This window comes from Rhizobium sp. Leaf321, assembly GCF_001423215.1.
Lineage (GTDB): Bacteria > Pseudomonadota > Alphaproteobacteria > Rhizobiales > Rhizobiaceae > Neorhizobium > Neorhizobium soli.
Genome location: NZ_LMOF01000001.1, coordinates 61,734 through 85,566, shown reverse-complemented (window position 1 = coordinate 85,566; position 23,833 = coordinate 61,734). Strand labels below are relative to the sequence as shown.

The window sequence follows — 23,833 nt, the reverse complement described above, 5'->3', positions numbered from 1 at the left end:
TTTTTGCCCTTCAAAGACGCAGGGCAAACCCTCGTTTTGACGGCCAAGGTAGGTATGCGTCCGGTGCATGTCTGCCCTGACAATTCCTGCCTAGAAAATGAGCGGGTTTAGCGTATCTTCCATCTTGTCGAAACGATTTACCTCCTCCCAAATCGTCAGACACGCAGAACCCTCCCTCCTCCTCCCAGAGGTTTCTGCAGCAGAGCACCGGCACTCCTCCTCCCAGCCGTTGCTCTCGTCTTTTGAAGAGCCTGCCGCACCTCCTCCCGCGGCGGGCTCTTTTCGTTTTCACCCTATGGCAACGTCCTTAAGCGACCTCCTTCGTAAAGGCTGTTGCCTGCGCGCGGCTTTTGTCTCAAAGTGAAAGAAAACGAAAGCACGGGGACGAGATGCATCTGACGGACAGGCAGGCAAGGATCGTCGAGGTGGCGAGGATGACCGGGCGGGTCCTGGTGGAGGATCTGGCCACTCAGTTCTCCGTCACGCCGCAGACGATCCGCAAGGACTTGAATGATCTCTGTGAGGCGGACGTCCTCAACCGCATCCATGGTGGAGCCACGTTTCCGCGCAGCATCGAGAACATGCGCTATGAAGCGCGCCGCCAGATCGCTGCCGTCGAGAAGCAGGCGATCGGCGAGGCTGCGGCAGCCCTCATTCCGGACGGAGCGTCCCTGTTCATCAATATCGGGACCACGACGGAGGCTGTGGGTGAAGCGCTGGCAGCCCACAAGGACCTTATGGTCATTACAAATAATATCAACGTTGCCAACAGGTTGAGAGTAGTCGACGATATCGAGGTCGTCATTGCCGGGGGTGTCGTTCGCCAGTCTGATGGCGGCATCGTCGGCGAGGCGGCCGTCGACTTTATCCGGCAGTTCAAGGTTGACTATGCGGTCATCGGTGCATCGGCCATCGACCACGACGGCGCTCTGCTCGACTACGATTTTCGCGAAGTGAAAGTGGCACAGGCGATTATCGCCAACGCGCGGCATGTGATCCTTGTGGCCGACTCGACAAAATTCGAACGAACGGCGCCGGTTCGTATCGCCCAGATCTCCCAGGTTCATACGTTCATCACCGACGCCTGCCAGTCCGAACTGATCCGTGATCTTTGCCATCAGACGAATGTTGCGCTGATCGAAACAGCCACCGCGGATGCTGCAACGCACGCGTCTTCTTTCGTTTGACATTCGAGATATTTTCACTCTAATGGGGTTAACTTTCGATTTGCCGCTGCCGGCATGTCGAGCCGGGCTCTGTGAGGGGACAGGGCTTAGCGAGGGGATAATGAGTCAGGCAATTCACGACGTCTTTGTGATCGGTGGAGGGATCAACGGTTGCGGTATCGCGCGCGATGCTGTGGGTCGCGGCTATTCGGTCGCCTTGGCAGAAATGAACGATTTTGCTTCAGGCACGTCGTCAGGCGCCACCAAGCTTATCCATGGCGGGCTGCGCTATCTCGAACACTATGAATTTCGGCTGGTGCGCGAGTCTCTCATGGAGCGCGAAGTGCTCTGGGCAATGGCACCGCATATCATCTGGCCGATGCGCTTCGTTCTCCCCTATCACAAGGGTGGCGTCCGACCCGCCTGGCTGATCCGGCTGGGGTTGTTTCTCTACGATCACCTGGGTGGCCGCAAGCTCCTGCCGCCGACGGCAACGCTTGATATGCGCAAGGATCCGGCCGGAAAGCCTTTGAAATCGCTGTTTACGAAGGCCTTCGAATACTCCGATGGCTGGGTTGACGACGCGCGGATGGTGGTGCTGAACGCCCGTGACGCTGCCGACAAGGGGGCCCTGATCCTTCCGCGCACGAAAGTCGTTTCGGCGCGGCGCGAAGAGGGCATTTGGACGATTGTTACCCGAAGCACGGTCACCGGCTCCAGTCAGACCCACAAGTCTCGTATGCTGGTCAATGCCGCCGGCCCGTGGGTGGACCAGGTGATCCGCTCCGCCTTCGGCGAAAACGAAGCGCACCATGTCCGGCTGGTTCAGGGCAGCCATATCGTCGTCAAGAAGAAGTTCGACGACCCTCGCGCCTATTTCTTCCAGAACCCGGACAACCGGATCATTTTTGCTATCCCTTACGAAGAGGATTTCACGCTGATCGGCACGACCGATCGCGACTTCAAGGAGGATCCGAAGGACGTTCGGATCTCCGAAGAGGAAACCAACTATCTCTGCAAGGCGGCGAGCGAGTATTTCAAGGAGCCGGTGCGCAAGGAAGATATCGTCTGGACCTATTCGGCCGTGCGGCCGCTGTTCGACGACGGCGCCTCGAAAGCGCAGGAGGCAACCCGCGACTATGTACTGAAGCTGGATACGGTCGGCCTCGGGGAGGGCGGAGCGCCACTTCTCAATGTGTTCGGTGGCAAGCTCACCACTTATCGTCGTCTTTCGGAACATGCGCTCGAAAAGATCGGCGAAGCCATCGGCGTCAAAGGCAAGCCCTGGACCGCTGACAGCCACCTCCCGGGTGGCGATTTCCCTGCCCGCGGCTACGAAAGCGAAGTCGCTGGGCTGAAGGCGCGATATCCCTTCCTGACCGATCGCCATGCGCGTAGGCTGGTCCGGCGTTACGGTACGAGGGCTGCTACATTGCTCGGCAACGCTGCTAGAGCAGAGGATCTTGGGCATAATTTCGGCGGCGAACTCTATGAGGTGGAGGTTCGCTATCTTGCCGATCAGGAATGGGCGTTAAGCGCCGAGGACGTCCTTTGGAGGAGAACCAAGGACGGGCTACGGCTCGACGCTGACGAGAAGAGGGTTTTGGAGGAGTACATGGCCGCAATACCGGAAAGGATCGCCGGATAAGCGGCATGTGTTCCCGCTGTGAGGAGGCAGGGGAACAAGCATGTTGGAATTGCGAAAAGCTGCGAAAATGGTGGCGGGCGAATATCATATTCACCCGAGCGACCTTACGCTCGAGCGTGGCAGTCTGAATGTGCTGCTCGGCCCGACGCTTTCGGGCAAGACATCGCTGATGCGGCTGATGGCTGGATTGGACCGGCCGACGGAGGGTGCTGTCTATTTCGATGGAATAGACGTGACCGGCATGCCGGTGCAAAAGCGCAATATCGCGATGGTGTACCAGCAGTTCATCAACTATCCGCTCCTGACCGTCTATGAAAACATTGCCTCGCCGATGCGCATTTCCGGCAAGGACAAGGCGACCGTCGACCGCGAGGTGCGCAAGGCTGCGGAACTCTTGCGGTTGACGCCCTATCTCGATCGCACGCCGCTTCATCTGTCCGGCGGGCAGCAACAACGCACCGCGCTCGCCCGTGCGTTGGTCAAGAATGCCAGCCTCGTGCTGATGGACGAGCCACTCGCCAACCTCGATTACAAGCTGCGTGAAGAACTGCGCGAAGAGCTTCCCAAGATCTTTGCGCAGTCCGGCGCAATCTTTGTCTATGCCACGACCGAACCTTCGGAAGCGCTGATGCTGGGCGGCAATACGGCAACCCTTTCCGAGGGCCGCATCACCCAGTTCGGGCCGACGATCGACATTTATAGAAGGCCGGCCGACCTCACGACCGCAAAGACCTTCGCCGATCCGCCGCTGAATTTCATCGAGGTGGTCAAGTCGGGTGGCGGGCTCCGCCACCGCGAAGGCGACGTTCTCCCCTTGCCTGCGCATCTCGGAACCATACCGGATGGTCCCCTGACGGTTGCGTTTCATCCACATCATCTGGGCTTCACGCAGCAGACCGAGAATTCGGCGCGCCTTGCCGCCCGCACGCAGATCTCGGAAATCACCGGTTCGGAAAGCTTCGTGCATCTCGAATATGACGGCGTGAAATGGGTGATGCTGGCTCCCGGCATTCACAACATTGATCCAGATACCGGCATCGAGGTCTTTCTCGATACGCGACATCTGATGGCGTTCGGCAGCGATGGCCGGGCAATCGCTGCGGCTGCGGCTTAGAGGGAAACATCATGGCACGCATCACCCTCGACCATATCCGCCACGCCTACGGCGCCAACCCTGTCGCCGACAGCGACTATGCGCTTCGCGAAGTTCATCACGAATGGAACGACGGTGGCGCCTACGCGCTGCTTGGCCCCTCAGGCTGCGGCAAGACCACGCTGCTGAACATCATCTCCGGGCTGCTGCAGCCGTCGCACGGGCGTATCCTGTTTGATGGCAACGACGTGACGGAAGTCTCGACACAGGGCCGCAATATCGCGCAGGTGTTCCAGTTCCCGGTCATCTACGACACGATGACGGTCTACGACAATCTGGCCTTCCCGCTGCGCAACCGCAAAGTACCAGAGGCCGAGGTCGACAAGCGCGTTCGCGACATGCTGGGGATCATCGATCTTGCCGATTGGGCAGATCGCAAGGCGCGGGGCCTGACCGCCGACCAGAAGCAGAAGATCTCGCTTGGCCGTGGCCTGGTGCGCAACGACGTCAACGCCATCCTGTTCGATGAACCGCTGACCGTGATCGATCCCCATATGAAATGGGTGCTGCGCTCGCAGTTGAAGCGGATCCACAAGCAGTTTGGCTTTACCATGGTCTATGTCACCCACGACCAGACCGAGGCCCTGACCTTCGCAGACAAGGTCGTCGTGATGTACGAGGGCGAGATTGTGCAGATCGGCACGCCTGCGGAATTGTTCGAGAAGCCCAGCCATACATTCGTCGGCTATTTCATCGGCTCGCCCGGCATGAACGTCCTGCCGGCGCAGCTGAATGAGCGGTCTGTCGTGGTCGGCAGTCAGCGGATGGACCTCAATGTGCCGCCGCAGACGAAACCGGGCGACCGGATCGAACTCGGCATCCGTCCGGAGTTCATCCATCTCGGCCGCGAGGGAATGCCGGTTAAGATCAGCCGGATCGAGGATATTGGCCGCCGCCGCATCGTTCGCGCCGAATTCGAGGGAAAGCCGCTTGCGATCGTTGCCGACGAGAATACGGAAATTCCGGCGGAAGCCCGCGTGAGCTTTGATCCTGCAGGTATCAATATCTACGCCAATTCCTGGCGCGTCGGCGGGGAGGCGTGAACGGCATGGAAAAGACCTATAACAACAAGGCCTGGTTCTTCGTGCTTCCGGTGCTGCTGCTGGTCCTGTTTTCAGCGGCGATACCGTTGATGACCGTTGTGAACTACTCGGTGCAGGACACGTTCGGCAACAACGAATTCTTCTGGGCAGGCACTGGCTGGTTTACCGAAATCCTGAATTCGGATCGGTTCTGGGCGGCGTTGCAGCGCAACCTGCTGTTCTCTGTCATCATTCTTGCGCTGGAAATTCCGCTCGGCATCTTCATCGCGCTGAACATGCCGAAAAAGGGTCTAGGCGTCCCGGTCTGCCTCGTTTTGATGGCGCTGCCGCTGCTGATCCCGTGGAACGTGGTCGGCACCATCTGGCAGGTGTTTGGTCGCGTCGATATCGGCCTTCTCGGCCGCACGCTCGCAATCCTCGGCATCGACTACAACTATGTCCGCGATCCGATCGATGCCTGGGTCACCGTCATCGTGATGGATGTCTGGCACTGGACGAGCCTTGTCGTGCTCCTCTGCTATGCCGGTCTCGTGTCGATCCCGGATGCCTACTATCAGGCTGCGAAAATCGATGGCGCGTCGCGCTGGTCGGTGTTCCGCTTTATCCAGTTGCCGAAGATGAAGCGGGTGCTGCTGATTGCCGTGCTTCTGCGCTTCATGGATAGTTTCATGATTTATACCGAACCCTTCGTCGTCACCGGCGGCGGGCCCGGCAACTCGACAACCTTCCTGTCGATCGATCTCGTCAAGATGGCGGTCGGGCAGTTCGACCTCGGGCCGGCCGCGGCGATGTCGATCATCTACTTCCTCATCATCCTGCTTATGTCGTGGATCTTCTACACGGTCATGACCAGCAGCGACAAAGACGCGTGAGGAGGACGGTTACAATGGCTCAAGTCAACACATTCAAGCCGGCGCGCAGCTACTCCTGGCTCGTCTCGACGATCTACATCATCTTCCTGCTGCTGCCGATCTACTGGCTGGTCAATATGAGCTTCAAGGAGAATGCCGAGATCACCGGCACCTTCTCGCTCTTCCCGCATAACCCGACGCTGCGGAATTACACAGTGATCTTCACCGATCCGTCCTGGTACAACGGCTATATCAACTCGATTATCTATGTGGGTCTGAACACGCTGATCTCGGTGGCGGCGGCACTTCCTGCGGCCTACGCCTTCTCCCGCTACCGGTTTCTCGGCGACAAGCACCTGTTCTTCTGGCTGCTGACCAACCGGATGGCGCCACCGGCGGTCTTTGCGCTGCCATTCTTCCAGCTCTATTCCGCCTTCGGACTGATCGACACGCATATCGCCGTGGCACTCGCCCACTGCCTGTTCAACGTCCCGCTGGCCGTCTGGATTCTCGAAGGCTTCATGTCCGGCGTGCCAAAGGAAATCGACGAAACCGCTTATATCGACGGCTATTCCTTCCCGCGCTTTTTCGTGAAGATCTTCATGCCGTTGATCGCGTCCGGCATCGGCGTCGCGGCCTTCTTCTGCTTCATGTTCTCGTGGGTCGAACTGCTGCTTGCCCGCACGCTGACGACGACTGCCGCCAAGCCGATTTCGGCCATCATGACCCGCACCGTTTCGGCGTCCGGCATGGACTGGGGCGTTCTGGCAGCCGCCGGCGTGCTGACGATCGTGCCGGGCGCGCTCGTGATCTACTTTGTCCGCAACTACATCGCCAAGGGCTTTGCCCTGGGTCGGGTCTAGAGGGAGAACGCACATGAGTTTTTCATGGATGGCCTGGACGCTGCCGACGACGCTTTTCTTCGTGACCATCTTCGCCTTGATTGCAGCGATGGGCATCTGGGAGTATTTTTCTCCGGGGGGAGCGCCACGGGTTGGGATCCTGCGCTTCGAGACAACGCGGGGGGACCGGCTCTTCATTTCGCTGCTTGGTGCAGCATTCATCAATCTCGCATGGTTGGGGCTGATCGGCCCCAATCTGTGGTGGGCTCTTGCCCTCGCTGTGGTCTACGCCGTCGGCGTTTTCCGCTTCGTCTGAAGGCAAGTTTGATACGGCGCGCGGGAGGACTGGCGCCGAAACGAAATCGCAATCGCAACTCTGGGAGGACATTATGCGACGGCATCTTTTGACAACGACAGCAGGCATATTGCTGGCACTGGCAGGCACGGCTCACGCCGGCATGAACGAGGCGAAGCAGTTCCTTGACAAGGAAATCAAGGACCTTTCTTCCCTCTCGCGCGCCGAGCAGGAAAAGGAGCTGCAATGGTTTATCGATGCGGCGAAGCCCTTCTCCGGTCTCGACATCAAGGTCGTCTCGGAAACGCTGACCACGCATGAATACGAGTCAAAAGTGCTGGCGCCAGCTTTCACGGCGATCACCGGCATCAAGATCACCCACGACCTGATCGGCGAAGGCGATGTCGTCGAAAAGCTGCAGACGCAGATGCAGTCGGGCGAGAACATCTATGACGCCTATGTCAACGATAGCGACCTGATCGGCACGCATTGGCGTTACCAGCAGGCCCGTTCCCTGACGGACTTCATGGCGAAGGAAGGTAAGGACGTTACCAATCCGGGCCTCGATCTCGATGACTTCATCGGCCTGAAGTTCACCACCGCGCCCGACAAGAAGCTCTACCAGCTTCCGGACCAGCAGTTCGCCAACCTTTACTGGTTCAGGTACGACTGGTTCAACGACGCCAAGAACAAGACTGATTTCAAGGCCAAATACGGCTACGACCTCGGTGTTCCCGTCAACTGGTCCGCTTACGAAGACATCGCGGAATTCTTCACCGGCCGTGATATCGGCGGAAAGAAGGTCTTCGGCCACATGGACTACGGCAAGAAGGACCCGTCGCTCGGCTGGCGCTTCACCGATGCGTGGCTTTCGATGGCTGGCAACGGCGACAAGGGTCTACCGAACGGTCTGCCGGTCGACGAATGGGGTATCAAGGTCAACGAAAAGTCACAGCCGGTCGGCTCCTGCGTCGCGCGCGGCGGTGACACCAATGGTCCTGCCTCCGTCTATTCGATCCAGAAATATCTCGACTGGATGAAGGCCTATGCACCTCCGGCTGCCCAGGGCATGAACTTCTCCGAGTCCGGCCCGGTCCCTGCAGGCGGCGAGATTGCCCAGCAGATGTTCATGTACACGGCCTTCACCGCCGACATGGTGAAGCCAGGCCTGCCTGTCATGAACGAGGACGGCACGCCGAAATGGCGTTTCGCGCCAAGCCCCCACGGCGTTTACTGGAAAGACGGCATGAAGCTTGGCTATCAGGACGTCGGTTCCTGGACGCTGATGAAGTCCACGCCCGATGACCGCGCAAAGGCGGCCTGGCTCTACGCCCAGTTCGTCACGTCCAAAACCGTCGACCTGAAGAAGAGCCATGTGGGCCTGACGCTGATCCGCGAAAGCTCGATCCGCCATCAGAGCTTTACCGATCGCGCACCGAAACTCGGCGGCCTGATCGAGTTCTACCGCTCGCCGGCGCGTGTTCAGTGGTCGCCGACCGGCACCAACGTTCCCGACTATCCGAAGCTCGCACAGCTTTGGTGGCAGGCCATCGGCGATGCGGCATCGGGTGCCAAAACGCCGCAGCTGGCTATGGACTCGCTTTGCGCCGAGCAGGAAAAGGTGCTCCAGCGTCTGGAACGCGCTGGCGTCCAGAAGGACATGGGCCCCAAGCTCGCCGAAGAGCATGACCTGGCCTACTGGAACAAGGATGCGGTCGCCAAGGGCAATCTGGCTCCGCAGCTGAAGATCGAGAACGAAAAGGAAAAGCCGATCACCGTCAACTACGACGACTTGGTGAAGAGCTGGGCTGACGCAAAGAAGTGATCTGACCGATCAAGGCTCCCGAAGGGGAAGCGGCGGCAAGAGACGACCGCGCCGAACATCATCGGCGCGGTCGTTTCGCGTTCGTCACTGTTGCGGACACACGGCAGAGCCTCCCAACCTGCCTTGATCCGGTCCTATGCCTTGTTCAGCTTGGCATCGACACTGATCGGTCCGGCTCCGGACGTGACGAAATAGAGGAACACGAAGCAGAGCACGGCAGCGGCCATTCCGCCGTTTTCGGGCGGGAAAATGCTTTTGGGAAAGTGGCTGATGAAGTAAGCCGCGGCCATTAGTCCGGACAGGAGGAATGCCGCTATCCGTGTCTGGAAACCGACCAGGAAGAGGAAGCCGCAGACAAGCTCAAAGAGACCCGCGATCCAGGGCAACGAGCCCGTGGGCGGCATGAAGGTACCGGCGTGGAAATGAAAGATTTTCGCCATGCCGAAGGAGAAGATGACGAGGCCGACGGCAATACGCAGGATGCTGAGAAGAACAGGCTGGTAAGCCTGGATTTTGTTGACCATTGGGAAGCTCCGTTAAATGTCGATGCTCTTCTGACATCGACCAAACGAAGGTCAACTGCACGTCTTCGTGAAACAGTTATGGAATGCGCGAGACCTCTAGAGCGCCGAAGCGTCTTCTCAAATGGTGACCGCGTTGACGATCATCAAAACGGGGACACAGCCCAAGGCAATTGCCCCAATCCAGGCCATCAGTATCTTTATGAAATACCGCTGCTGCATAAAGATCTCGTTGTATTCGTGAAGCATTAAGCACCCCTACGCCGTTGAAGGGAATGAACCACCTCTTCAGAAGCGAGTCGAGTGCAGCCTTGCAACAGACTGAATCAGACGTATACGCGGACCACGTCCTCCAACGATAAAGTCAATTCACTGCAGGTTGAGAGGCAGTTGAATCCCCTTGGGAACATGCGGCTTGCGAAGATTGGCAATTTCGATCCGTCCATAGATCTCCTTGCGTTCCTTGTCGTGACGTTCCCTGAGCGCCTTCGACTGGGCCACGAGGGCAAGAGCACGGGCGACGACCTCTTCAGTTCTCTGCATGGCGTTCTCCTCAATGTTCTTCCTTTGTTCTCATTTTCGCTGAAGGTTGTCAACAGTATTTTCTTCCCGTGCCTAGGCTGGCGGTTTCGGCGCATCTGCCGTGCATGTCTGCAGGTGTCAATTTCTGAACGAACTGATATGCCTCATCTCAGTCGGGCCTGATGGTTCGGACCCACAACATGGTTTTTCGGAAGGGAAACGGAATGCAGATCGGAATGATAGGCCTCGGCCGTATGGGCGCCAATATGGTGCGACGGCTCCTGCGTGATGGACATGAATGTGTGGTATTCGATGTCAGCCAGGCCAATGTCGAGGCTCTCGAGCAGGAAGGCGCGATCGGTGCTACCTCGCTCGAAGATCTGGTCGGCAAGCTTGCAAAGCCGGCCACCGTCTGGCTGATGCTGCCTGCAGCGATCACCGACCAGACGATCGAGAAACTCTCCGTCGTCATGGCGGCCGGCGACGTTTTGATCGACGGCGGAAACTCCAACTACCAGGACGATATCGATCGCGCCGGGCGTCTTTCGGGCATCGGCCTCGACTATATCGATGTCGGCACGAGCGGTGGCGTCTGGGGTCTGGAACGCGGCTATTGCCTGATGATCGGCGGACCGGATGAAGCGGTGAAGCGCCTCGATCCGATCTTCCTGTCGCTGTCCCCGGGAGCCGGCAAGGAGGCACAGCGGACCTCGGAACTTGGCTATATCCATTGCGGCCCGGCAGGATCAGGTCACTTCGTGAAGATGGTCCACAACGGCATCGAATACGGCATGATGGCGGCCTATGCCGAAGGCCTCAACCTGATGAAGTCTGCCAATATCGGCAAGGTGGCACGTAGCGCCGATGCGGAAACCAGCCCGCTCGCCAATCCGCACTACTATCACTACGATCTGGACGTGGCTGAAATCACCGAAGTCTGGCGTCACGGCAGCGTCGTTTCGTCGTGGCTGCTCGATCTTCTCGCCGGCTCTCTGCACAACGATCCGACGCTTGACGCCTTCAGTGGTCGAGTTTCGGATTCCGGCGAGGGACGGTGGATGATGAAGGCCGGTATCGATACCGGCGTGCCGCTTCCGGTCCTGTCGTCCGCTCTCTTCCAGCGCTTTTCGTCGCAGGGTCACGAGCAGTATTCGAACCAGGTTCTGTCGGCGCTTCGGGCAGCCTTCGGCGGCCACTCCGAAAAGAAATAGGCTGGGTTAGATCCCATACGAAATCCGGCACCCCTGGGGTGCCGGACTCTTTTGAAAAGCTCGATAGACCGGGCTTATTCCTATTCTACCGTCTTTGTCTCGTAGAACGCTTTCGCATCGCTCAGGAACGCCGCCCTCGACGACGGGTTTGTATAGAACATGTGGCCGCCGCTATAGGTCTTCAGTTCTGCCCGGCCGGCTGCCAACTGTGTCGGCAGATGATCGATCACGTAGCGGCTCACACCATAGGGTGTCAGCGCATCGCTGTGACCATGCGCGACCAGCAGGCGGAAGGATGGGATGACCGACAGCAGGTCGCGGATATCCGTCGACGCGCTGGCGAGCGCGCGAGCATCGCCGCCCCGGCTGCCATTCCATTCCCACCGGCGGTTCACATCCTCGTTCAAAAGCGAGTAGGTCATGTCGCTCGAAAACTTCAGCTCGCCTTTCGCATAGGAGGCAAAGGCAGCACTGTAGGCGCGGGTGTATCCTTCGAGAATGGGATCGTCATTGCGCCCATACGCGTCCTCGGGATAGGCGTCCGGCACGGCGTAGGATGCATCATAGGGGCTGACGACCCGACCCGGTCCAGCCATTTGCTTTGCGTAGACATCGCCGACCAAGCCTCGCGTTCTGGCAACGACCTCTTTGGGGATGCCCGTGAAGCCAGCAACCTTTCCATAAAACGCCTCGGCTTCTTCGCCCACAGGCGCAGCGCCCGCCACGGTCGGAAGATAGTCGCGCAACGCAAAGCGTTCGGCCTCGGCGAGCTTTTCAGGAGTGAAGCTTTTGGTCCGCTCCATCTCGGCTGCCGCAAGCGAGGGCAATTGCAGCGCGGCACTCAGCGGATCGTCGGAATTGGCGAGGAAGCGGCCCTCGATAAACGGCGAGAGCATGATGATGCCGGAGGGGATGATGCCTTGATTGTTCTTCATCGCGATCGCGACTTTCGCCGCGCGAAAACCTCCGTAGCTTTCGCCAACAAGATATTTCGGCGCATTCAGCCGGTCGTTCTTCTGGACGTAGAGCGAGATCACCTTGGCAAGGCTGTCGGCATCCTGCCGGACACCGTAGAAATTCTTGGCGACATCGTCGCTGGCGGCACGGCTCCATCCGGTGCCAACGGGATCGATCATGACGAGATCCGTAAACTCGAGCCAGCTTTCGGGATTGTCCCTTAACTGCGGCGCGGTGCCGTCGTTGCCGTTTCTGCCGAATTCAATGATCCTCGGACCCAGCAGCCCGAGATGCAGATAGGCTGATGCGGCACCCGGGCCGCCGTTGAAGGCGAAGGTGAGCGGACGACCCGGCGTGCGATCTTTGGCGACATAGGCCGTGTAGAAGATCTTCGCCGTTCGGTTGCCGTCCTGGCCGAACAGGTCAAGCGTGCCGGCGGTCGCTGTATAGGGCAGGTCGGCACTGCCCTCGGTCTTCAGAACATGCTCGGTCGTGCTGTCATTGGGGATCAGCGAGAAAATGCCAGGGGGCTGCTGCGCCCCAACCGGGGCGGAAAGTGCAAGAAGCACCAGGATGGATGCAAGGATCCGGTAAAGACGCAAAGCTGTTTCCTCCGTGACGGATATGTCAGTCATGTAGGGCAGCGAGGGCCATCCGGGAAACTCAATTCCGCTTGAACCTCAAGTCAGCCCGCCAATCGTCCGCCCTGCAGAGGCCTTGGCGCACCCGTCGTCGTCGGAAAGCTGATCGGCAGACCGCGCAGCACGCGCACGGCGAGAAAGGCGAACAGTTCCGCCTCCACCGCATCGCCCCGCCAGCCGAACTCGTCGGCAGAGACGGCCTCGACGCCGGCGCGCTGTTGAAGCATCGCCATGATCGTCGGGTTGCGACGCCCGCCACCGGCCACGATCAGCCGCTTCGGACGTCTCGGCAAAAGGTCGAGCGCCTTGCCGACCGCCGATGCGGTGAAGGCCGAAAGTGTAGCCGCGCCGTCTTCGGGTGAAAGCCCGTCGGCCATGGCCGCGGTAAACGAATAGCGGTCGAGGGATTTCGGATAGGGTGCCGTCATGTACGGATGCTGCAGCAGGCGTGCCAGGCGCGCCTCATCGACCTTGCCGGAAGCACCAAGCGCGCCGTCCCGGTCCATCTCGCCCAAACCCAGCGACTTGATGAAATCGTTGAGCGGAGCATTGGCCGGGCCGGTATCGAAGGCGATCACCAGGTCCTCGCCGTCCCGCCAGCTGACATTGCCGACACCGCCGAGATTGAGAACGGCGCTATCGCCCGATCGATCGACCCCGCGCAAAAGGGCTGCGTGATAGACCGCGGCAAGCGGTGCGCCTTGCCCACCGGCTCGAACATCCGCGGTTCTGAAATCATAGGCGACCTTGCAGCCCAAGATCGAGGCCATCAATTCGCCATCGCCAAGTTGGCGTGTGTCGCCGAGGCGTTCAGAGGTCGGTGCACGGTGGAGGACGGTCTGGCCGTGGAAGCCGACGATGCCGATATCGGCCATCGTCAGGCCGGCACTCTCAACAAGGTCCTGCACTGCCCGCGATTGCGCCCGCGTCAATGCCTCCTCGGCCTCGGCGAAGATCGCTGGCTCCGGTCCTTCGAATTCCCAGACGCGCGCTTGGGTGAGCGTTTCCTCGAGAAGAGACCGGATCTCGGGCGGATACGGCGCCAACGTATAGTCGCCAAAGGTCTCCACCGTTTCTCCGTCGGTCTTCAAGAGCGCGACGTCGATATTGCCGTCGAGGACGGTCCCGGTCATCAGGCCGACGGCCCAGATTGGCTCCATTGGAGATCCCTCAAGTTCAAGCGATGCAATCACCCGGGAGTAACAGAGACCGCCGGCGCCCTCAACGTCCGAAGCGGAATTCCTCCAGCGTCCCGGCCTTCATCTCGATCGAGAAGCCCGGCATTTTTGGCGGCATATAGGCGGCGTTTTCGATGACGCAGGGTTCGAGGAAATGTTCGTGCAGGTGATCGACATATTCGATGACGCGGCCGTCCATCGTGCCGGACACCGCAACGTAGTCGATCATCGAGAGATGCTGGACATATTCGCAAAGGCCGACGCCGCCGGCATGCGGCCAGACCGGGAGGCCATACTTGGCGGCGATCAGCAGGACGGAGAGAACCTCGTTCAGCCCGCCCATGCGGCAGCTGTCGATCTGCACGATATCGATCGCACCCTCGGCGATGAACTGCTTGAACATGATACGGTTCTGGCACATCTCGCCGGTCGCAACCTTCACCGACCCGATCGCCTGACGGATCTTGCGGTGACCGGCAATGTCATCGGGGCTGGTCGGCTCCTCGATGAAGAAGGGCTTGGAGAACGCGAGCTTGTTGACCCAGTCGATCGCCTGGTCGACCTCCCAGACCTGGTTGGCATCGATCATCAGGTAACGGTCGGGGCCGATCACCTCGCGCGCGATGGTCAGGCGGCGGATGTCGTCTTCCAGATCGCGGCCGACCTTCATCTTGATATGATCGAAACCGGCATCGATCGCTTCCTGGCAAAGTCTGCGCAGCTTCTCGTCATCATAGCCGAGCCAGCCGGCGGAGGTCGTGTAGCAGGGATAACCCCTGCTTTCCAGAATTGCGATCCGCTCCGGCTTCCCGGCCTCGGCTTTTCTGAGAATGGCGAGAGCCTCGTCGCGTGTGAGAACGTCGGTCAGATAGCGATAGTCGACGATATCGGCGATCTCTTCCGGCGACATGTCCGCCACCAGCCGCCAGACCGGCTTGCCTTCTTCCTTGGCGAGCAGGTCCCAGAAGGCGTTGACGACAGCGCCGGTCGCAAGATGCATGGCGCCCTTGTCGGGGCCGATCCATCGCAACTGGCTGTCGCCGGTCAGGTGCCGCCAGAATTTCCCCGGATTGGCCTTCATCACCTGCGTATCGGCACCGACCACGAGGTGGCGCATCGCCTCGATCGCCATGCAGCAGATGTCGTTGCCGCGGCCGATCGTGAAGGTGAGGCCGTGTCCTTTGAGCGCCGGATTGTCGGTTTCGAGGATCACGTAGGCGGCTGAATAATCCGGATCCGGGTTCATGGCATCGGAACCGTCGAGGCTCTGCGAGGTCGGAAAGCGCAGGTCGACAACCCGCATATCGATAACTTTGGTCATAGCTATTCCTTCCGCTGGTCGGCGGTTCAAGATGATCGGGTGGTGCGCCGTAAAGGACGGCAGAGGATTGAAAGGCTCAGATGGTCCAGCCGCCGTCGATGGCGAAGGCCTGTCCGCTCGTATAGGTGGCCGTGGCAATATAGACGGCGAGATCGGCGATCTCTTCCGGCGATCCAAGACGGCCCATCGGCTGGCGGGCGATGAAGGCGGCACGGGCCGTTTCGTAATCGCCCTGGGCGCGCATGCGGTCCTGAAGCGACGGGCTTTCCACTGTGCCCGGGCAGATCGCATTGCAGCGGATGCCTTGCGTCACGTAATCGGCCGCGACCGATTTGGTCAGTCCGATCACAGCTGCCTTGGTCACACCATAGGCGAAACGGTTCGGCACGCCCTTCACGCTGGAAGCCACCGAGGCCATGTTGATGATCGCGCCATCCCTGCGCTCCAGCATGCCCGGCAGCACGGCACGGATCGTGCGGATCATGGCGCGTACGTTGAGGTCGAAGGCAAAATCGAGATCGCTATCCGGCATCTCCAGCACCGAACCGGCGTGCACAACGCCGGCGCAGTTGAAGAGCACATCGACCTGACCGATATCAGAGACGCAGGCCTTGACCGCGTCCTCGTTCAGCACGTCGAGCTTTGCCGTCGTCAGATTGTCGAGCTTCGGCAACTCGGAAAGAGCCGTCTCGTTGATGTCGGTGGCATGAACCTTGGCGCCTGCCGCGATGAAGGCAAGCGCACTGGCGCGGCCGATCCCCTGACCCGCCGCGGTGATCAGAACTGTCTTGCCATTCAGATTTGCCATCGACTTCAACTCTCCTCTCTGCATGTCAGTCATGATGGAAAACCTCTTCCATCATCGCCCACCATTCGCCCTCGGCCCTCGTTTCCAAAGGCTTCTGGCAGGGAATGGTAAAGGCCCACCATTCCTGGTTCTTCTCGTCGGCCGCCATCAGCGCCATGTCGGCTGCGAAATCGGTGCCGTGATATTCCCATGTGCCGAACAGGAGGTTTTCCGGTTCGCGCAGGAAGATCGTATAGTTCCTGATGTTGCAGCGAGAAATCAAGTCGAGGATTTCGGGCCACACCGCCGCGTGCAGTTCCCGATACTTTGCGAGCATCTCCGGCTGCACGCCGATCATCATTCCCATGCGCTGCATGACTTACTCCTCAGGCGACTTCAATGAGCGCCTTGACCACCGCCTGCGCGGGATCCGTCAGTTTGGAAAACCGGTCCGGCACATCCGAAAGGTGCATGCGGTGCGTAATCAAGGCATCCGGAACATCGCCGGCGCGCATCGCGTCCATCACCCGCTCGAAGTCCGCAATCGTCGCGTTGCGGCTGCCGAGAAGCGTCGTTTCGCGCTTGTGAAACTCGGGATCCGAAAAGCCGATCGTGCTGGAGACGATCGACACCAGGACATAGGTGCCGCCGTGTCCGACAAAGGAGAAGCCGCGCTCCATCGCTTTCGGGTTACCGGTCGCGTCAAACACCGCGTCGAAAAAATCGCCATTGGTGATCGCGGAAAGCTGGTCGGCGTCATCAGCGGAAAGCGCGACCGTGGACGTAATGCCCAACTGGCTCTTGGCGAACTCCAGCCTGTCTTCACGACCGTCGATGACAGTAACCTCGGCACCTTCCAGCTGCGCAAAAATTGCGACCGACAGACCGATCGGGCCGGCCCCGACGACGAGAACCTTCTGACCGTTTTCGACCCGTGCGCGGGCGACGGCATGTGCGCCGATCGCCAGAAACTCGACCATGGCAGCCTGATCAAGCGTCAGTCCGTCTGCCTTCACCGCGAACTGCTCGGGAATGCTCAGATATTCCGTCATGCCGCCATCGCGATGGACGCCGAGCACGCCGATGTTGCGGCAGCAGTTGGTCTTGCCCTTCAGGCAGGCGTTGCAGTGGCCACAGGAAATGTAGGGGATGATCGAGACGATATCGCCCACCTGAAGCGAGCTTCCCTTCGGCGCTTCCTCGACGGTTGCCGCGAGTTCGTGACCCATCACGCGCGGATAGGACAGATAGGGCTGGTTGCCGGTGAAGATATGCAGGTCGGTGCCGCAGACGCCGATACGGCGGACCTTCAGAAGCACCTCGCCTTCGCCACGTGCGGGCTTGTCCCGCTCGATCGCCGAAAGTTTGCCCGGTTCATCGCATATGATAGTCAGCATCCTAGATCTCTTTCAGTCGATAGAAACGTTTGGCATTGCCGCCGAAGACGGACGAATGGTGCTCTTGCGGGACGATATCCAGGCATTGCCGGAGCCACGCACCGTATTCCCCGGCAAGCCTCAGGACCGGCCAGTCGCTGCCCCAGATGACGCGATCCGGTCCGAACAGGTCGAAGATCGTTTCCGCATAGGGGCGCACGGATTGCGGCTTCTGGTCTCCCGCTTCGGTCAGAAGGCCCGATAGCTTGCAATGGACGTTCGGCAGGGCCGCCAGCGCTTTCATGCGGGCATACCAGTCGATAAACCGGCCCTCGGCGATCGGCGGCTTGGCGCCGTGGTCGATGACGATCTGAAGTTTCTGATGGCGCCGCGCGAAGTTGCAAAGCGGTGCCAGATGCCTCGGCAGAACAAGCGCATCGAACACCAGATCATGTTCGATCATCGTCGCGATACCGACGTCCAGCGCGGGATCGTCGATCCACCGGTCATCGCCCATGTCCTGCAGCATCGGGCGGAAACCCTTCAGCTTACTGTGGCTTGCCAGCTGTCGAATATTCTCCTGCACATCCGATGCTTTTAAATCCGTCCAGCCGACCACGCCCAGGATGAAAGGGTGGTTGTCGGCTAGATCCAGCATGAACTGCGTATCGGCTTGCGTCTCCATCGTCTGCACCAGCACGGTGCCATCGACGCCGGCTTCGTCCAACAACGGCCGCAGGTCGTCCGGCAGGAAATCCCGGTGAATGGCCTCAAGCTCCGGCCCTGGCCATTGGCCGGTCCGGTCGGCGATCCGCCAGAAATGCTGGTGGGCATCGATCCGCATCGATCAGGCTCCGATGCCGGGTAGAGGGGTGCCTTCGGCCAGAAGCCCGCTTTCGCTCAGGCGCGACCAGAAGGATGCAGGGATTTCCTCGGCAAACCAGTCCACATTCGAGGTGATCTGTTCGGCATTGCGGGCGCCGGAGACGATCGTCGCGACAGCCGGATGCGCCAGCGGGAACTGAAGTGCGGCCGCCTGAAGCGTCACGCCTTCTTCCTCGCAGACGGCACGCAACTGTTCGACGCGCGCAAGGATCTCAGCCGGGGCTTCGGTATAGTTGAACTTCTTGTTGCCGGCGAGCAGCCCGGAATTGAACGGTCCCGCGGCAACGATCGCGACGCCTTGCTTCGCGCATTCATCCATGAAGCCGAGGCTGTCCTGTTCGAGCAGCGTGTAGCGACCGGCCAGCATCGTGCAGTCGATGTCGAAAACCTTCATCGCGTCGGCGACGACTTCCCATTCGTTGACGCCGAGGCCGACAGCCTTGGTCGACCCTTCATCCCGCAATTTGCCCAGCGCCTTGAAACCGCCGCCATCGGTCAGTTGCTGCCAGTAGTGATCGTGGCGGTCGCCATGCGTCATGCGACCAATATCGTGAATATAGAGGATGTCCGGCTTCAGGATACCAAGCCGCTGCTGGCTTGCCTCGAAGGACCGCAGAATGCCGTCATAGCTGTAGTCGTAGACGGGACGGAAGGGCAGGGGCTCGGCGTAGCCGTCCTCTTCCGGTCCAACCGTCTCATCCGGCGTCATGACGCGGCCGACCTTGGTGCTCAGCACATAGTCTTCGCGAGGCAGGTCGGTCAGCATCGTGCCGAGGCGGCGTTCGGAGCGGGTGAAGCCATAGAAGGGCGCGGTGTCGAAATAGCGGATACCGGCATCCCACGCGGACTTAAAAGCGCCAGCGGATTCCGCATAGGGTGTGACGCGATAAAGGTTGCCCATCTGCGCGCAGCCGAGGCCGATCAGCGTCACATCCAAATCGACACGCGGGAATTTGCGGGTATCACTGGCGTTCATCGGGCAACCTTCATTTTATCACTGCAGAGAAAGACGATACGCGCCATTCGCGACGCGTATCGAGGCGGGGAGGCTTAATAGAGAACGTTTTTGGCTTCCGGCTTGTCGATATTGTCCTTGGTGACGACGACGACACCCGTATCGACAAACTTCTCGACCTTTTCCTTTTTCAGAAGCTTGGAGATCGTCTTGACGCCGAGATCGCCCATCTGGAACGAGCCCTGGACTGCGATCGCCTGGAGCGTGCCGTCCTTGACGAATTCCTGCAGGTCCTGGTTACCGTCGAAACCGATCGCGACAAGCTTGCCCGATTTGCCGGACTGCTTGATGGCGCGGCCCATGCCGATTGCCGTCGGCTCATTGGCGCCGAAGATGGCCTTGAGGTCGGAATTGGCGGCCAGAACGTCCGTGGTCTGGTTCAGCGCCGTCGCCATCTGCGACTGCGAGTAGAACGGGCCGACGATCTGGAGCTTCGAGTTGGCCTTGATATAGTCGGTGAAGCCACCAACACGGCCGATCTCGGAGCCGGCGCCTGCCACATAGGACATGACGGCGATCTTGCCTTCCTTGCCGACCTTCTCGATCAACGCCTTGGCAGCCAGTTCGCCGGCAGTCTTGTTGTCGGTGGCGAGGAACGACTGGTAATACTGTTCCGACCCCTTGCTGAGCATCGAGTCGACAATCACGACCGGGATACGAGCTTCCCAGGCCTTCTTGACGGCAGGGATCAGCGCGTCCGGATCGGACGGCGCAAGAACGATGCCGGCGACACCGCGGTTGACGGCGTTCTCGACCATGTTGACCTGGTCGGCGATGGCGGATTCCGAAGCCGGACCCTGGAAGGTCATCGTATTGCCGGCGCCGACTTCCTTCATGGCGGCATCAGCGCCCTTCTGGACGTTCTGCCAGAAAGTCGAGTTGACGGTCTTGACGATGACGGCGATCTCGGCTGCCTGTGCGGAGGCCGCACCCAAGATCATCGCCGAGGCAAGCAACGCGGTTGCTAGTTTCTTCATGTTCAATCCTCCTCAAATGGACGGCTGTTTTGGCCGTCCCGGGGAACTCCCACCCCCATTGTCGCGGAAAAGGGTCCGCACCCTTCTTCACCGGCGGTTGCGCAGTTGATCGATCCAGACGGTGATCAGGATGACGAGGCCGATGATGATCTGTTGTGTGAAGGCGGAAACGCCGTTCATGTTAAGCCCGTTGCGCAGGATGCCGATGACGAAGGCGCCGATTGCCGTTCCGGAAATCGTGCCGACACCGCCGATCAGCGAGGTGCCGCCGATGACGGCGCTGGCGATGGCATCGAGTTCGTACATCACGCCTTCGTTCGGCTGCGCCGTCACGAGGCGGGACATCAGCACGCAACCGGTCAGGCCAGCGAGCGTGCCCGACAATATGTAGGTGAAATTGGTGACGCGGGCGACATTGACGCCGGAAAGCCGGGCAGCATCTGCATTCGAACCGACGGCGTAGATATGGCGGCCGAGCACGGAGCGGTTCAGCATGAAGGACACGGCAATCGCAATCACGATCATCAGGATGACCGGATAGGGGATGCCCGGGAAGACCACCGTCGGGAAGCCGTCGTCGCCGATGGTGACGACGCGAAACAACGAGCCGTTGCCAAGCACGCCGAAGGATTCGCCAAGGCCGGAAACAGCGCGGGCACCGGTAATCTGAAGCGCCACGCCGCGGGCGATCAGCATCATCCCGAGCGTCGCAATAAAGGGCGGCAGTTTCATCTGGGTCACCAGAATGCCGTTGATCAGGCCGCAGAGGCTGCCGACGAGAATGCCGACGAACATGCCGAGCGGAACCGGCAGGCCGAGCTCCTTGACGCAGAGAGCCGCGACGACGCCTGCCAGCGCCAGCACAGAGCCGACGGACAAATCGATGCCGCCGGTAATGATGACGCAGGTGGCACCGATGCCGAGAAGGGCAATCGAGGTGACCTGCAAGGCGATCGTCATCGCATTGTTGACGGTGAAGAAGGCGTTGCTGCTGAATGAAAACACCAGCACAAGAACAAACAGGCTGCCGAGTGCTGCAAACTTCTGGATGATGTCCTTTTGGCGGTCGCTCAGCGAAACGCTCCGCGACTTCGAGGGTTCGGTAATATCAGCCATGCTTGCTCCTTGCGCCAGCGTCCGCACCTGATGTCCGGCTGTAGCCGGAGGCGTAGCGCATTATCTCTTCCTGGTTGGTCTTTGCCGTTTCCAGCACGCCGGTGATCCGGCCATGGTGAAAGACCGCAACCCGGTCCGTCATGCCCATGATTTCGGGCAGTTCCGAACTGATCAGCACCACGCCGATGCCGTTTGCGGCCAGTTCGTCCATGATCTTGTAGATTGCGAGCTTTGCGCCCACGTCGATGCCGCGGGTCGGCTCATCGAAGAACAGAACCTTCGACTTGCGGAACAGCCATTTGCCGATGATGATCTTTTGCTGGTTACCGCCCGAAAGAAGCCGCACCTGCTGCCGGATCGACGGCGTGCGGATGTTAAGGAGCTCGACATACTCGTTGGCGACCTTGTCCTGCGCCTTGAAATCGATCAGTCCCAAGCGATCGGAGAGCGCTTCCATGTTGGCGAGCGTCATGTTCGCATCAACAGGCATCTTGATCGCCAGCCCTTGTGCCTTGCGGTCTTCCGAGAGGTAGGCGATGCCCGCATCGATCGCATCCCGCGGCGAGGAGATCGACAGTGTCTGGCCATGCAGGGTGATCGTGCCGGCATCGATCGCATCGGCGCCGAAGATCGCGCGCGCGACTTCGGTGCGCCCGGCACCCATCAGGCCTGCAAAACCGAGAATTTCGCCGCGCCGAAGCGTGAACGAGATGTCGCTGAAGACACCGGTGCGATTGAGGCCTTCTACGCCGAGAATGACGTCGTCACTCGGCGTCGAGGTTCTCTCTGGAAACTTTTCTTCCAGCGAGCGGCCGACCATCTTGGCGACGATGTCATCGACGGTCGTCGCGGCAAAATCGTCGGTGGCAATGTAACGACCATCGCGCAGTACTGTGACGCGATCGACGATTTCGGCCATTTCGTCGAGCCGGTGAGAAATGTAGACGACCCCGACGCCTGATGTCTTGAGATCACGGATGACTTTGAACAGAAGCCGCGTTTCCTGCTCGGTCAAGGACGAGGTTGGCTCGTCCATGATCAGGACTTCGGCATCCAGCGACAATGCCTTGGCGATCTCCACCATCTGGCACTGCGCCACGGAAAGCCCACGGACGGAGACATCAGGGCTGATATCGACGCCCAGCCGGTCGAGACAGCGCTTGGCATCTGCCCGGAGTTTCTTGCGGTCGACGAGAAAGCCGCGGCGAGGCTCGCGGGCGAGATAGATGTTTTCGGCGACTGTCAGATGCGGAACCAGATTGAGTTCCTGGTGGATGATGGCGATGCCGGCGGACTCGGACTGCCGCGTCGACGAGAAATTCCGCTCCTCGCCCTTGTATGTGATGGTGCCCGATGTTGGCTGGTAAACGCCGCTGATGATCTTCATCAGCGTCGATTTTCCCGCACCGTTTTCGCCGCACACGGCATGCACTTCGCCACGACGAAGGTCGAAGCTGACATCGGCCAGAGCTTTGACGCCTGGAAATTCCTTGGAGATGTTGTCGAGCCGCAGAAGTGCTTCATCTGCGGGCACGCCGACGGCCGGGCGCAAACGCGCCTCAAGTACCGACTGATCGGTCTGCATCCTCCACATCCTCCTCTTGTCGCAAGCTTGCGACTGCCGGTCAGCTCCACCCATCCGGTCTGGCCAATAGTGCTAAGCGGCCTTACCAAAATGGTCAAGCCAGTTTTGCTGTTGCGTTCGTATTTTGCTTCTACCTCCGAAGAAGCGGCCTTCCAGCCTCGTCATTGGCCTTGCCAGTTCCATGGTGAGCTAATATGGTAAGGCCAGTTTTGGAGCGCACATGAACGGAATACGGATCCCGGAACGCAGGCTTTACCAACAGATCGCAGACCAGATCCGCGGCTTGGTGCAGAATGGGCAGTTTCGTTTTGGCCAGCGCCTGCCGGCGGAACGGGAGCTTGCGCAGCAGCTTGGCGTGTCGCGCCCGTCGCTAAGGGAAGCGCTGATCGCGCTTGAGCTTGATGGCACGGTCGAGATCCGCATGGGGTCCGGCGTCTATGTCGTTCCGGCGGCCGAGCGGCGACCGGCCTGGTCCGGTTCGATGGGAGAGAGCCCGGCCGAACTGATGCAGGCGCGCGCGACGATCGAAGGGGCCGCCATCGTTCTTGCCTGCGCGCGCATCACGCCCGACGGGCTCGCCTCGCTTCGTCAAACGCTTGAGGCAATGGCGATAGAGATCGAGGAGGGCCGTAAGCCGGTCGACCAGGACCGCCAGTTCCACCTGACGATCGCCACCCAATCTGGAAACAGCGTCATCGGCCGCATCGTCGGCGACCTGTTCGACGAGCGGCACAGCCCTCTTTCTGCCCAGCTTCGGGAGCATTTCGAAACGCCGGAAACATGGAGTTTCGCACTGGCAGAGCATGAGGAAATCCTGACCGCGCTGGAGGCGCGCGACGGGCTGCTCGCCCAGGCGATGATGCGCATGCATCTGGAGGAATCGAAACGCCGCTGGCTCGATCGCTAACAGCTTAAAGC

At 59.9% G+C, this 23,833-nt stretch carries 23 protein-coding genes; 10 read left to right on the top strand and 13 right to left on the bottom strand.

What is annotated here, in order from left to right; genetic code table 11:
- The first annotated feature begins 389 nt into the window (after positions 1-389).
- The 8 genes from ASF70_RS00395 to ASF70_RS00360 all read left to right on the top strand — a co-directional run bounded on the left by ASF70_RS00395 (position 390) and on the right by ASF70_RS00360 (position 8,823).
- Positions 390-1,187 carry a DeoR/GlpR family DNA-binding transcription regulator gene (locus tag ASF70_RS00395; RefSeq protein WP_062458885.1) on the top strand — a complete coding sequence of 266 codons (798 nt, stop codon included), beginning with the start codon at positions 390-392 and terminating at the stop codon, positions 1,185-1,187.
- A 100-nt stretch (positions 1,188-1,287) separates the two neighbouring features.
- Positions 1,288-2,814, top strand: coding sequence for a glycerol-3-phosphate dehydrogenase (glpD, locus tag ASF70_RS00390; RefSeq protein ID WP_062576488.1), 1,527 nt, complete (start codon positions 1,288-1,290; stop codon positions 2,812-2,814).
- 40 nt (positions 2,815-2,854) lie between these two features.
- Positions 2,855-3,928, top strand: coding sequence for an ABC transporter ATP-binding protein (locus tag ASF70_RS00385; protein ID WP_062458891.1), 1,074 nt, complete (start codon positions 2,855-2,857; stop codon positions 3,926-3,928).
- 11 nt (positions 3,929-3,939) lie between these two features.
- The gene (locus ASF70_RS00380) at positions 3,940-5,010 is read left to right on the top strand and encodes an ABC transporter ATP-binding protein (protein ID WP_062458895.1); all 1,071 of its coding nucleotides are present in this window, start codon (positions 3,940-3,942) and stop codon (positions 5,008-5,010) included.
- 5 nt (positions 5,011-5,015) lie between these two features.
- The gene (locus tag ASF70_RS00375) at positions 5,016-5,882 is read left to right on the top strand and encodes a sugar ABC transporter permease (RefSeq protein WP_062576486.1); all 867 of its coding nucleotides are present in this window, start codon (positions 5,016-5,018) and stop codon (positions 5,880-5,882) included.
- 14 nt (positions 5,883-5,896) lie between these two features.
- Positions 5,897-6,724, top strand: coding sequence for a carbohydrate ABC transporter permease (locus ASF70_RS00370; RefSeq protein ID WP_062576484.1), 828 nt, complete (start codon positions 5,897-5,899; stop codon positions 6,722-6,724).
- A 13-nt stretch (positions 6,725-6,737) separates the two neighbouring features.
- Positions 6,738-7,019, top strand: a complete 282-nt coding sequence (locus tag ASF70_RS00365) for a DUF2160 domain-containing protein (RefSeq protein WP_062458904.1) — start codon at positions 6,738-6,740, stop codon at positions 7,017-7,019.
- A 73-nt stretch (positions 7,020-7,092) separates the two neighbouring features.
- Positions 7,093-8,823: an ABC transporter substrate-binding protein gene (locus ASF70_RS00360; protein WP_062576482.1), complete on the top strand. Its 1,731-nt coding sequence runs from the start codon at positions 7,093-7,095 to the stop codon at positions 8,821-8,823.
- 134 nt (positions 8,824-8,957) lie between these two features.
- On the opposite strand, the gene ASF70_RS00355 is transcribed toward ASF70_RS00360, so the two are convergent.
- On the bottom strand, positions 8,958-9,347 hold the full coding sequence (locus tag ASF70_RS00355; protein WP_062576480.1) for a DoxX family protein: 390 nt from the start codon (positions 9,345-9,347) through the stop codon (positions 8,958-8,960).
- 366 nt (positions 9,348-9,713) lie between these two features.
- Entirely contained in the window at positions 9,714-9,887 is a 174-nt protein-coding gene (locus ASF70_RS24270; protein WP_165699857.1) for a hypothetical protein, read from the bottom strand.
- 203 nt (positions 9,888-10,090) lie between these two features.
- On the opposite strand from ASF70_RS24270, the gene gnd reads away from it, so the two are divergent.
- Positions 10,091-11,077, top strand: coding sequence for a phosphogluconate dehydrogenase (NAD(+)-dependent, decarboxylating) (gnd, locus tag ASF70_RS00350; RefSeq protein ID WP_062576479.1), 987 nt, complete (start codon positions 10,091-10,093; stop codon positions 11,075-11,077).
- 80 nt (positions 11,078-11,157) lie between these two features.
- On the opposite strand, the gene ASF70_RS00345 is transcribed toward gnd, so the two are convergent.
- The 11 genes from ASF70_RS00345 to ASF70_RS00295 form a co-directional block, all read right to left on the bottom strand.
- The gene (locus ASF70_RS00345) at positions 11,158-12,669 is read right to left on the bottom strand and encodes a carboxypeptidase (protein WP_062576476.1); all 1,512 of its coding nucleotides are present in this window, start codon (positions 12,667-12,669) and stop codon (positions 11,158-11,160) included.
- A gap of 50 nt (positions 12,670-12,719) precedes the next feature.
- On the bottom strand, positions 12,720-13,835 hold the full coding sequence (locus ASF70_RS00340) for an anhydro-N-acetylmuramic acid kinase (RefSeq protein WP_062576474.1): 1,116 nt from the start codon (positions 13,833-13,835) through the stop codon (positions 12,720-12,722).
- A 61-nt stretch (positions 13,836-13,896) separates the two neighbouring features.
- A complete protein-coding gene (locus tag ASF70_RS00335) occupies positions 13,897-15,174 on the bottom strand; it encodes an L-fuconate dehydratase (protein ID WP_062576472.1) in 1,278 nt (425 codons plus the stop codon).
- A gap of 76 nt (positions 15,175-15,250) precedes the next feature.
- Complete coding sequence (locus ASF70_RS00330; protein ID WP_062576470.1) at positions 15,251-15,982, bottom strand: SDR family oxidoreductase; 732 nt, start codon at positions 15,980-15,982, stop codon at positions 15,251-15,253.
- Positions 15,983-16,007: 25 nt separating this feature from the next.
- Positions 16,008-16,337, bottom strand: a complete 330-nt coding sequence (locus tag ASF70_RS00325; protein WP_062458922.1) for an L-rhamnose mutarotase — start codon at positions 16,335-16,337, stop codon at positions 16,008-16,010.
- 10 nt (positions 16,338-16,347) lie between these two features.
- Complete coding sequence (locus tag ASF70_RS00320) at positions 16,348-17,358, bottom strand: zinc-binding alcohol dehydrogenase family protein (RefSeq protein ID WP_062576468.1); 1,011 nt, start codon at positions 17,356-17,358, stop codon at positions 16,348-16,350.
- A gap of 1 nt (position 17,359) precedes the next feature.
- Positions 17,360-18,181 carry an amidohydrolase family protein gene (locus ASF70_RS00315; RefSeq protein WP_062576466.1) on the bottom strand — a complete coding sequence of 274 codons (822 nt, stop codon included), beginning with the start codon at positions 18,179-18,181 and terminating at the stop codon, positions 17,360-17,362.
- A gap of 3 nt (positions 18,182-18,184) precedes the next feature.
- On the bottom strand, positions 18,185-19,198 hold the full coding sequence (locus ASF70_RS00310; protein ID WP_062576464.1) for an aldo/keto reductase: 1,014 nt from the start codon (positions 19,196-19,198) through the stop codon (positions 18,185-18,187).
- 74 nt (positions 19,199-19,272) lie between these two features.
- Entirely contained in the window at positions 19,273-20,214 is a 942-nt protein-coding gene (locus ASF70_RS00305) for an ABC transporter substrate-binding protein (protein WP_062576463.1), read from the bottom strand.
- An 87-nt stretch (positions 20,215-20,301) separates the two neighbouring features.
- Complete coding sequence (locus ASF70_RS00300; RefSeq protein WP_062458936.1) at positions 20,302-21,330, bottom strand: ABC transporter permease; 1,029 nt, start codon at positions 21,328-21,330, stop codon at positions 20,302-20,304.
- Positions 21,323-22,915, bottom strand: coding sequence for a sugar ABC transporter ATP-binding protein (locus tag ASF70_RS00295; RefSeq protein ID WP_062576461.1), 1,593 nt, complete (start codon positions 22,913-22,915; stop codon positions 21,323-21,325). The genes ASF70_RS00300 and ASF70_RS00295 overlap by 8 nt, the downstream gene beginning before the upstream one ends.
- Before the next feature lie 220 nt (positions 22,916-23,135).
- Here ASF70_RS00295 and ASF70_RS00290 point away from each other — a divergent pair, with 220 nt between their 5' ends.
- Positions 23,136-23,822, top strand: coding sequence for a FadR/GntR family transcriptional regulator (locus ASF70_RS00290; protein ID WP_062576459.1), 687 nt, complete (start codon positions 23,136-23,138; stop codon positions 23,820-23,822).
- The last annotated feature ends 11 nt before the right edge of the window (positions 23,823-23,833 follow it).

Bases quoted from the DNA above. Each gene is read 5' to 3' on its own strand.
- ASF70_RS24270 (WP_165699857.1), bottom strand. From the start codon at position 9,887: ATGCAGAGAACTGAAGAGGTCGTCGCCCGTGCTCTTGCCCTCGTGGCC.
- ASF70_RS00305 (WP_062576463.1), bottom strand. From the start codon at position 20,214: ATGAAGAAACTAGCAACCGCGTTGCTTGCCTCGGCGATGATCTTGGGT.
- ASF70_RS00395 (WP_062458885.1), top strand. From the start codon at position 390: ATGCATCTGACGGACAGGCAGGCAAGGATCGTCGAGGTGGCGAGGATG.
- ASF70_RS00315 (WP_062576466.1), bottom strand. From the start codon at position 18,181: ATGCGGATCGATGCCCACCAGCATTTCTGGCGGATCGCCGACCGGACC.
- ASF70_RS00335 (WP_062576472.1), bottom strand. From the start codon at position 15,174: ATGACCAAAGTTATCGATATGCGGGTTGTCGACCTGCGCTTTCCGACC.
- ASF70_RS00365 (WP_062458904.1), top strand. From the start codon at position 6,738: ATGAGTTTTTCATGGATGGCCTGGACGCTGCCGACGACGCTTTTCTTC.
- ASF70_RS00360 (WP_062576482.1), top strand. From the start codon at position 7,093: ATGCGACGGCATCTTTTGACAACGACAGCAGGCATATTGCTGGCACTG.
- ASF70_RS00310 (WP_062576464.1), bottom strand. From the start codon at position 19,198: ATGAACGCCAGTGATACCCGCAAATTCCCGCGTGTCGATTTGGATGTG.
- ASF70_RS00370 (WP_062576484.1), top strand. From the start codon at position 5,897: ATGGCTCAAGTCAACACATTCAAGCCGGCGCGCAGCTACTCCTGGCTC.
- glpD (WP_062576488.1), top strand. From the start codon at position 1,288: ATGAGTCAGGCAATTCACGACGTCTTTGTGATCGGTGGAGGGATCAAC.
- ASF70_RS00380 (WP_062458895.1), top strand. From the start codon at position 3,940: ATGGCACGCATCACCCTCGACCATATCCGCCACGCCTACGGCGCCAAC.
- ASF70_RS00320 (WP_062576468.1), bottom strand. From the start codon at position 17,358: ATGCTGACTATCATATGCGATGAACCGGGCAAACTTTCGGCGATCGAG.
- ASF70_RS00340 (WP_062576474.1), bottom strand. From the start codon at position 13,835: ATGGAGCCAATCTGGGCCGTCGGCCTGATGACCGGGACCGTCCTCGAC.
- ASF70_RS00300 (WP_062458936.1), bottom strand. From the start codon at position 21,330: ATGGCTGATATTACCGAACCCTCGAAGTCGCGGAGCGTTTCGCTGAGC.
- ASF70_RS00295 (WP_062576461.1), bottom strand. From the start codon at position 22,915: ATGCAGACCGATCAGTCGGTACTTGAGGCGCGTTTGCGCCCGGCCGTC.
- ASF70_RS00330 (WP_062576470.1), bottom strand. From the start codon at position 15,982: ATGGCAAATCTGAATGGCAAGACAGTTCTGATCACCGCGGCGGGTCAG.
- ASF70_RS00355 (WP_062576480.1), bottom strand. From the start codon at position 9,347: ATGGTCAACAAAATCCAGGCTTACCAGCCTGTTCTTCTCAGCATCCTG.
- ASF70_RS00375 (WP_062576486.1), top strand. From the start codon at position 5,016: ATGGAAAAGACCTATAACAACAAGGCCTGGTTCTTCGTGCTTCCGGTG.
- ASF70_RS00345 (WP_062576476.1), bottom strand. From the start codon at position 12,669: ATGACTGACATATCCGTCACGGAGGAAACAGCTTTGCGTCTTTACCGG.
- ASF70_RS00290 (WP_062576459.1), top strand. From the start codon at position 23,136: ATGAACGGAATACGGATCCCGGAACGCAGGCTTTACCAACAGATCGCA.
- gnd (WP_062576479.1), top strand. From the start codon at position 10,091: ATGCAGATCGGAATGATAGGCCTCGGCCGTATGGGCGCCAATATGGTG.
- ASF70_RS00325 (WP_062458922.1), bottom strand. From the start codon at position 16,337: ATGCAGCGCATGGGAATGATGATCGGCGTGCAGCCGGAGATGCTCGCA.
- ASF70_RS00385 (WP_062458891.1), top strand. From the start codon at position 2,855: ATGTTGGAATTGCGAAAAGCTGCGAAAATGGTGGCGGGCGAATATCAT.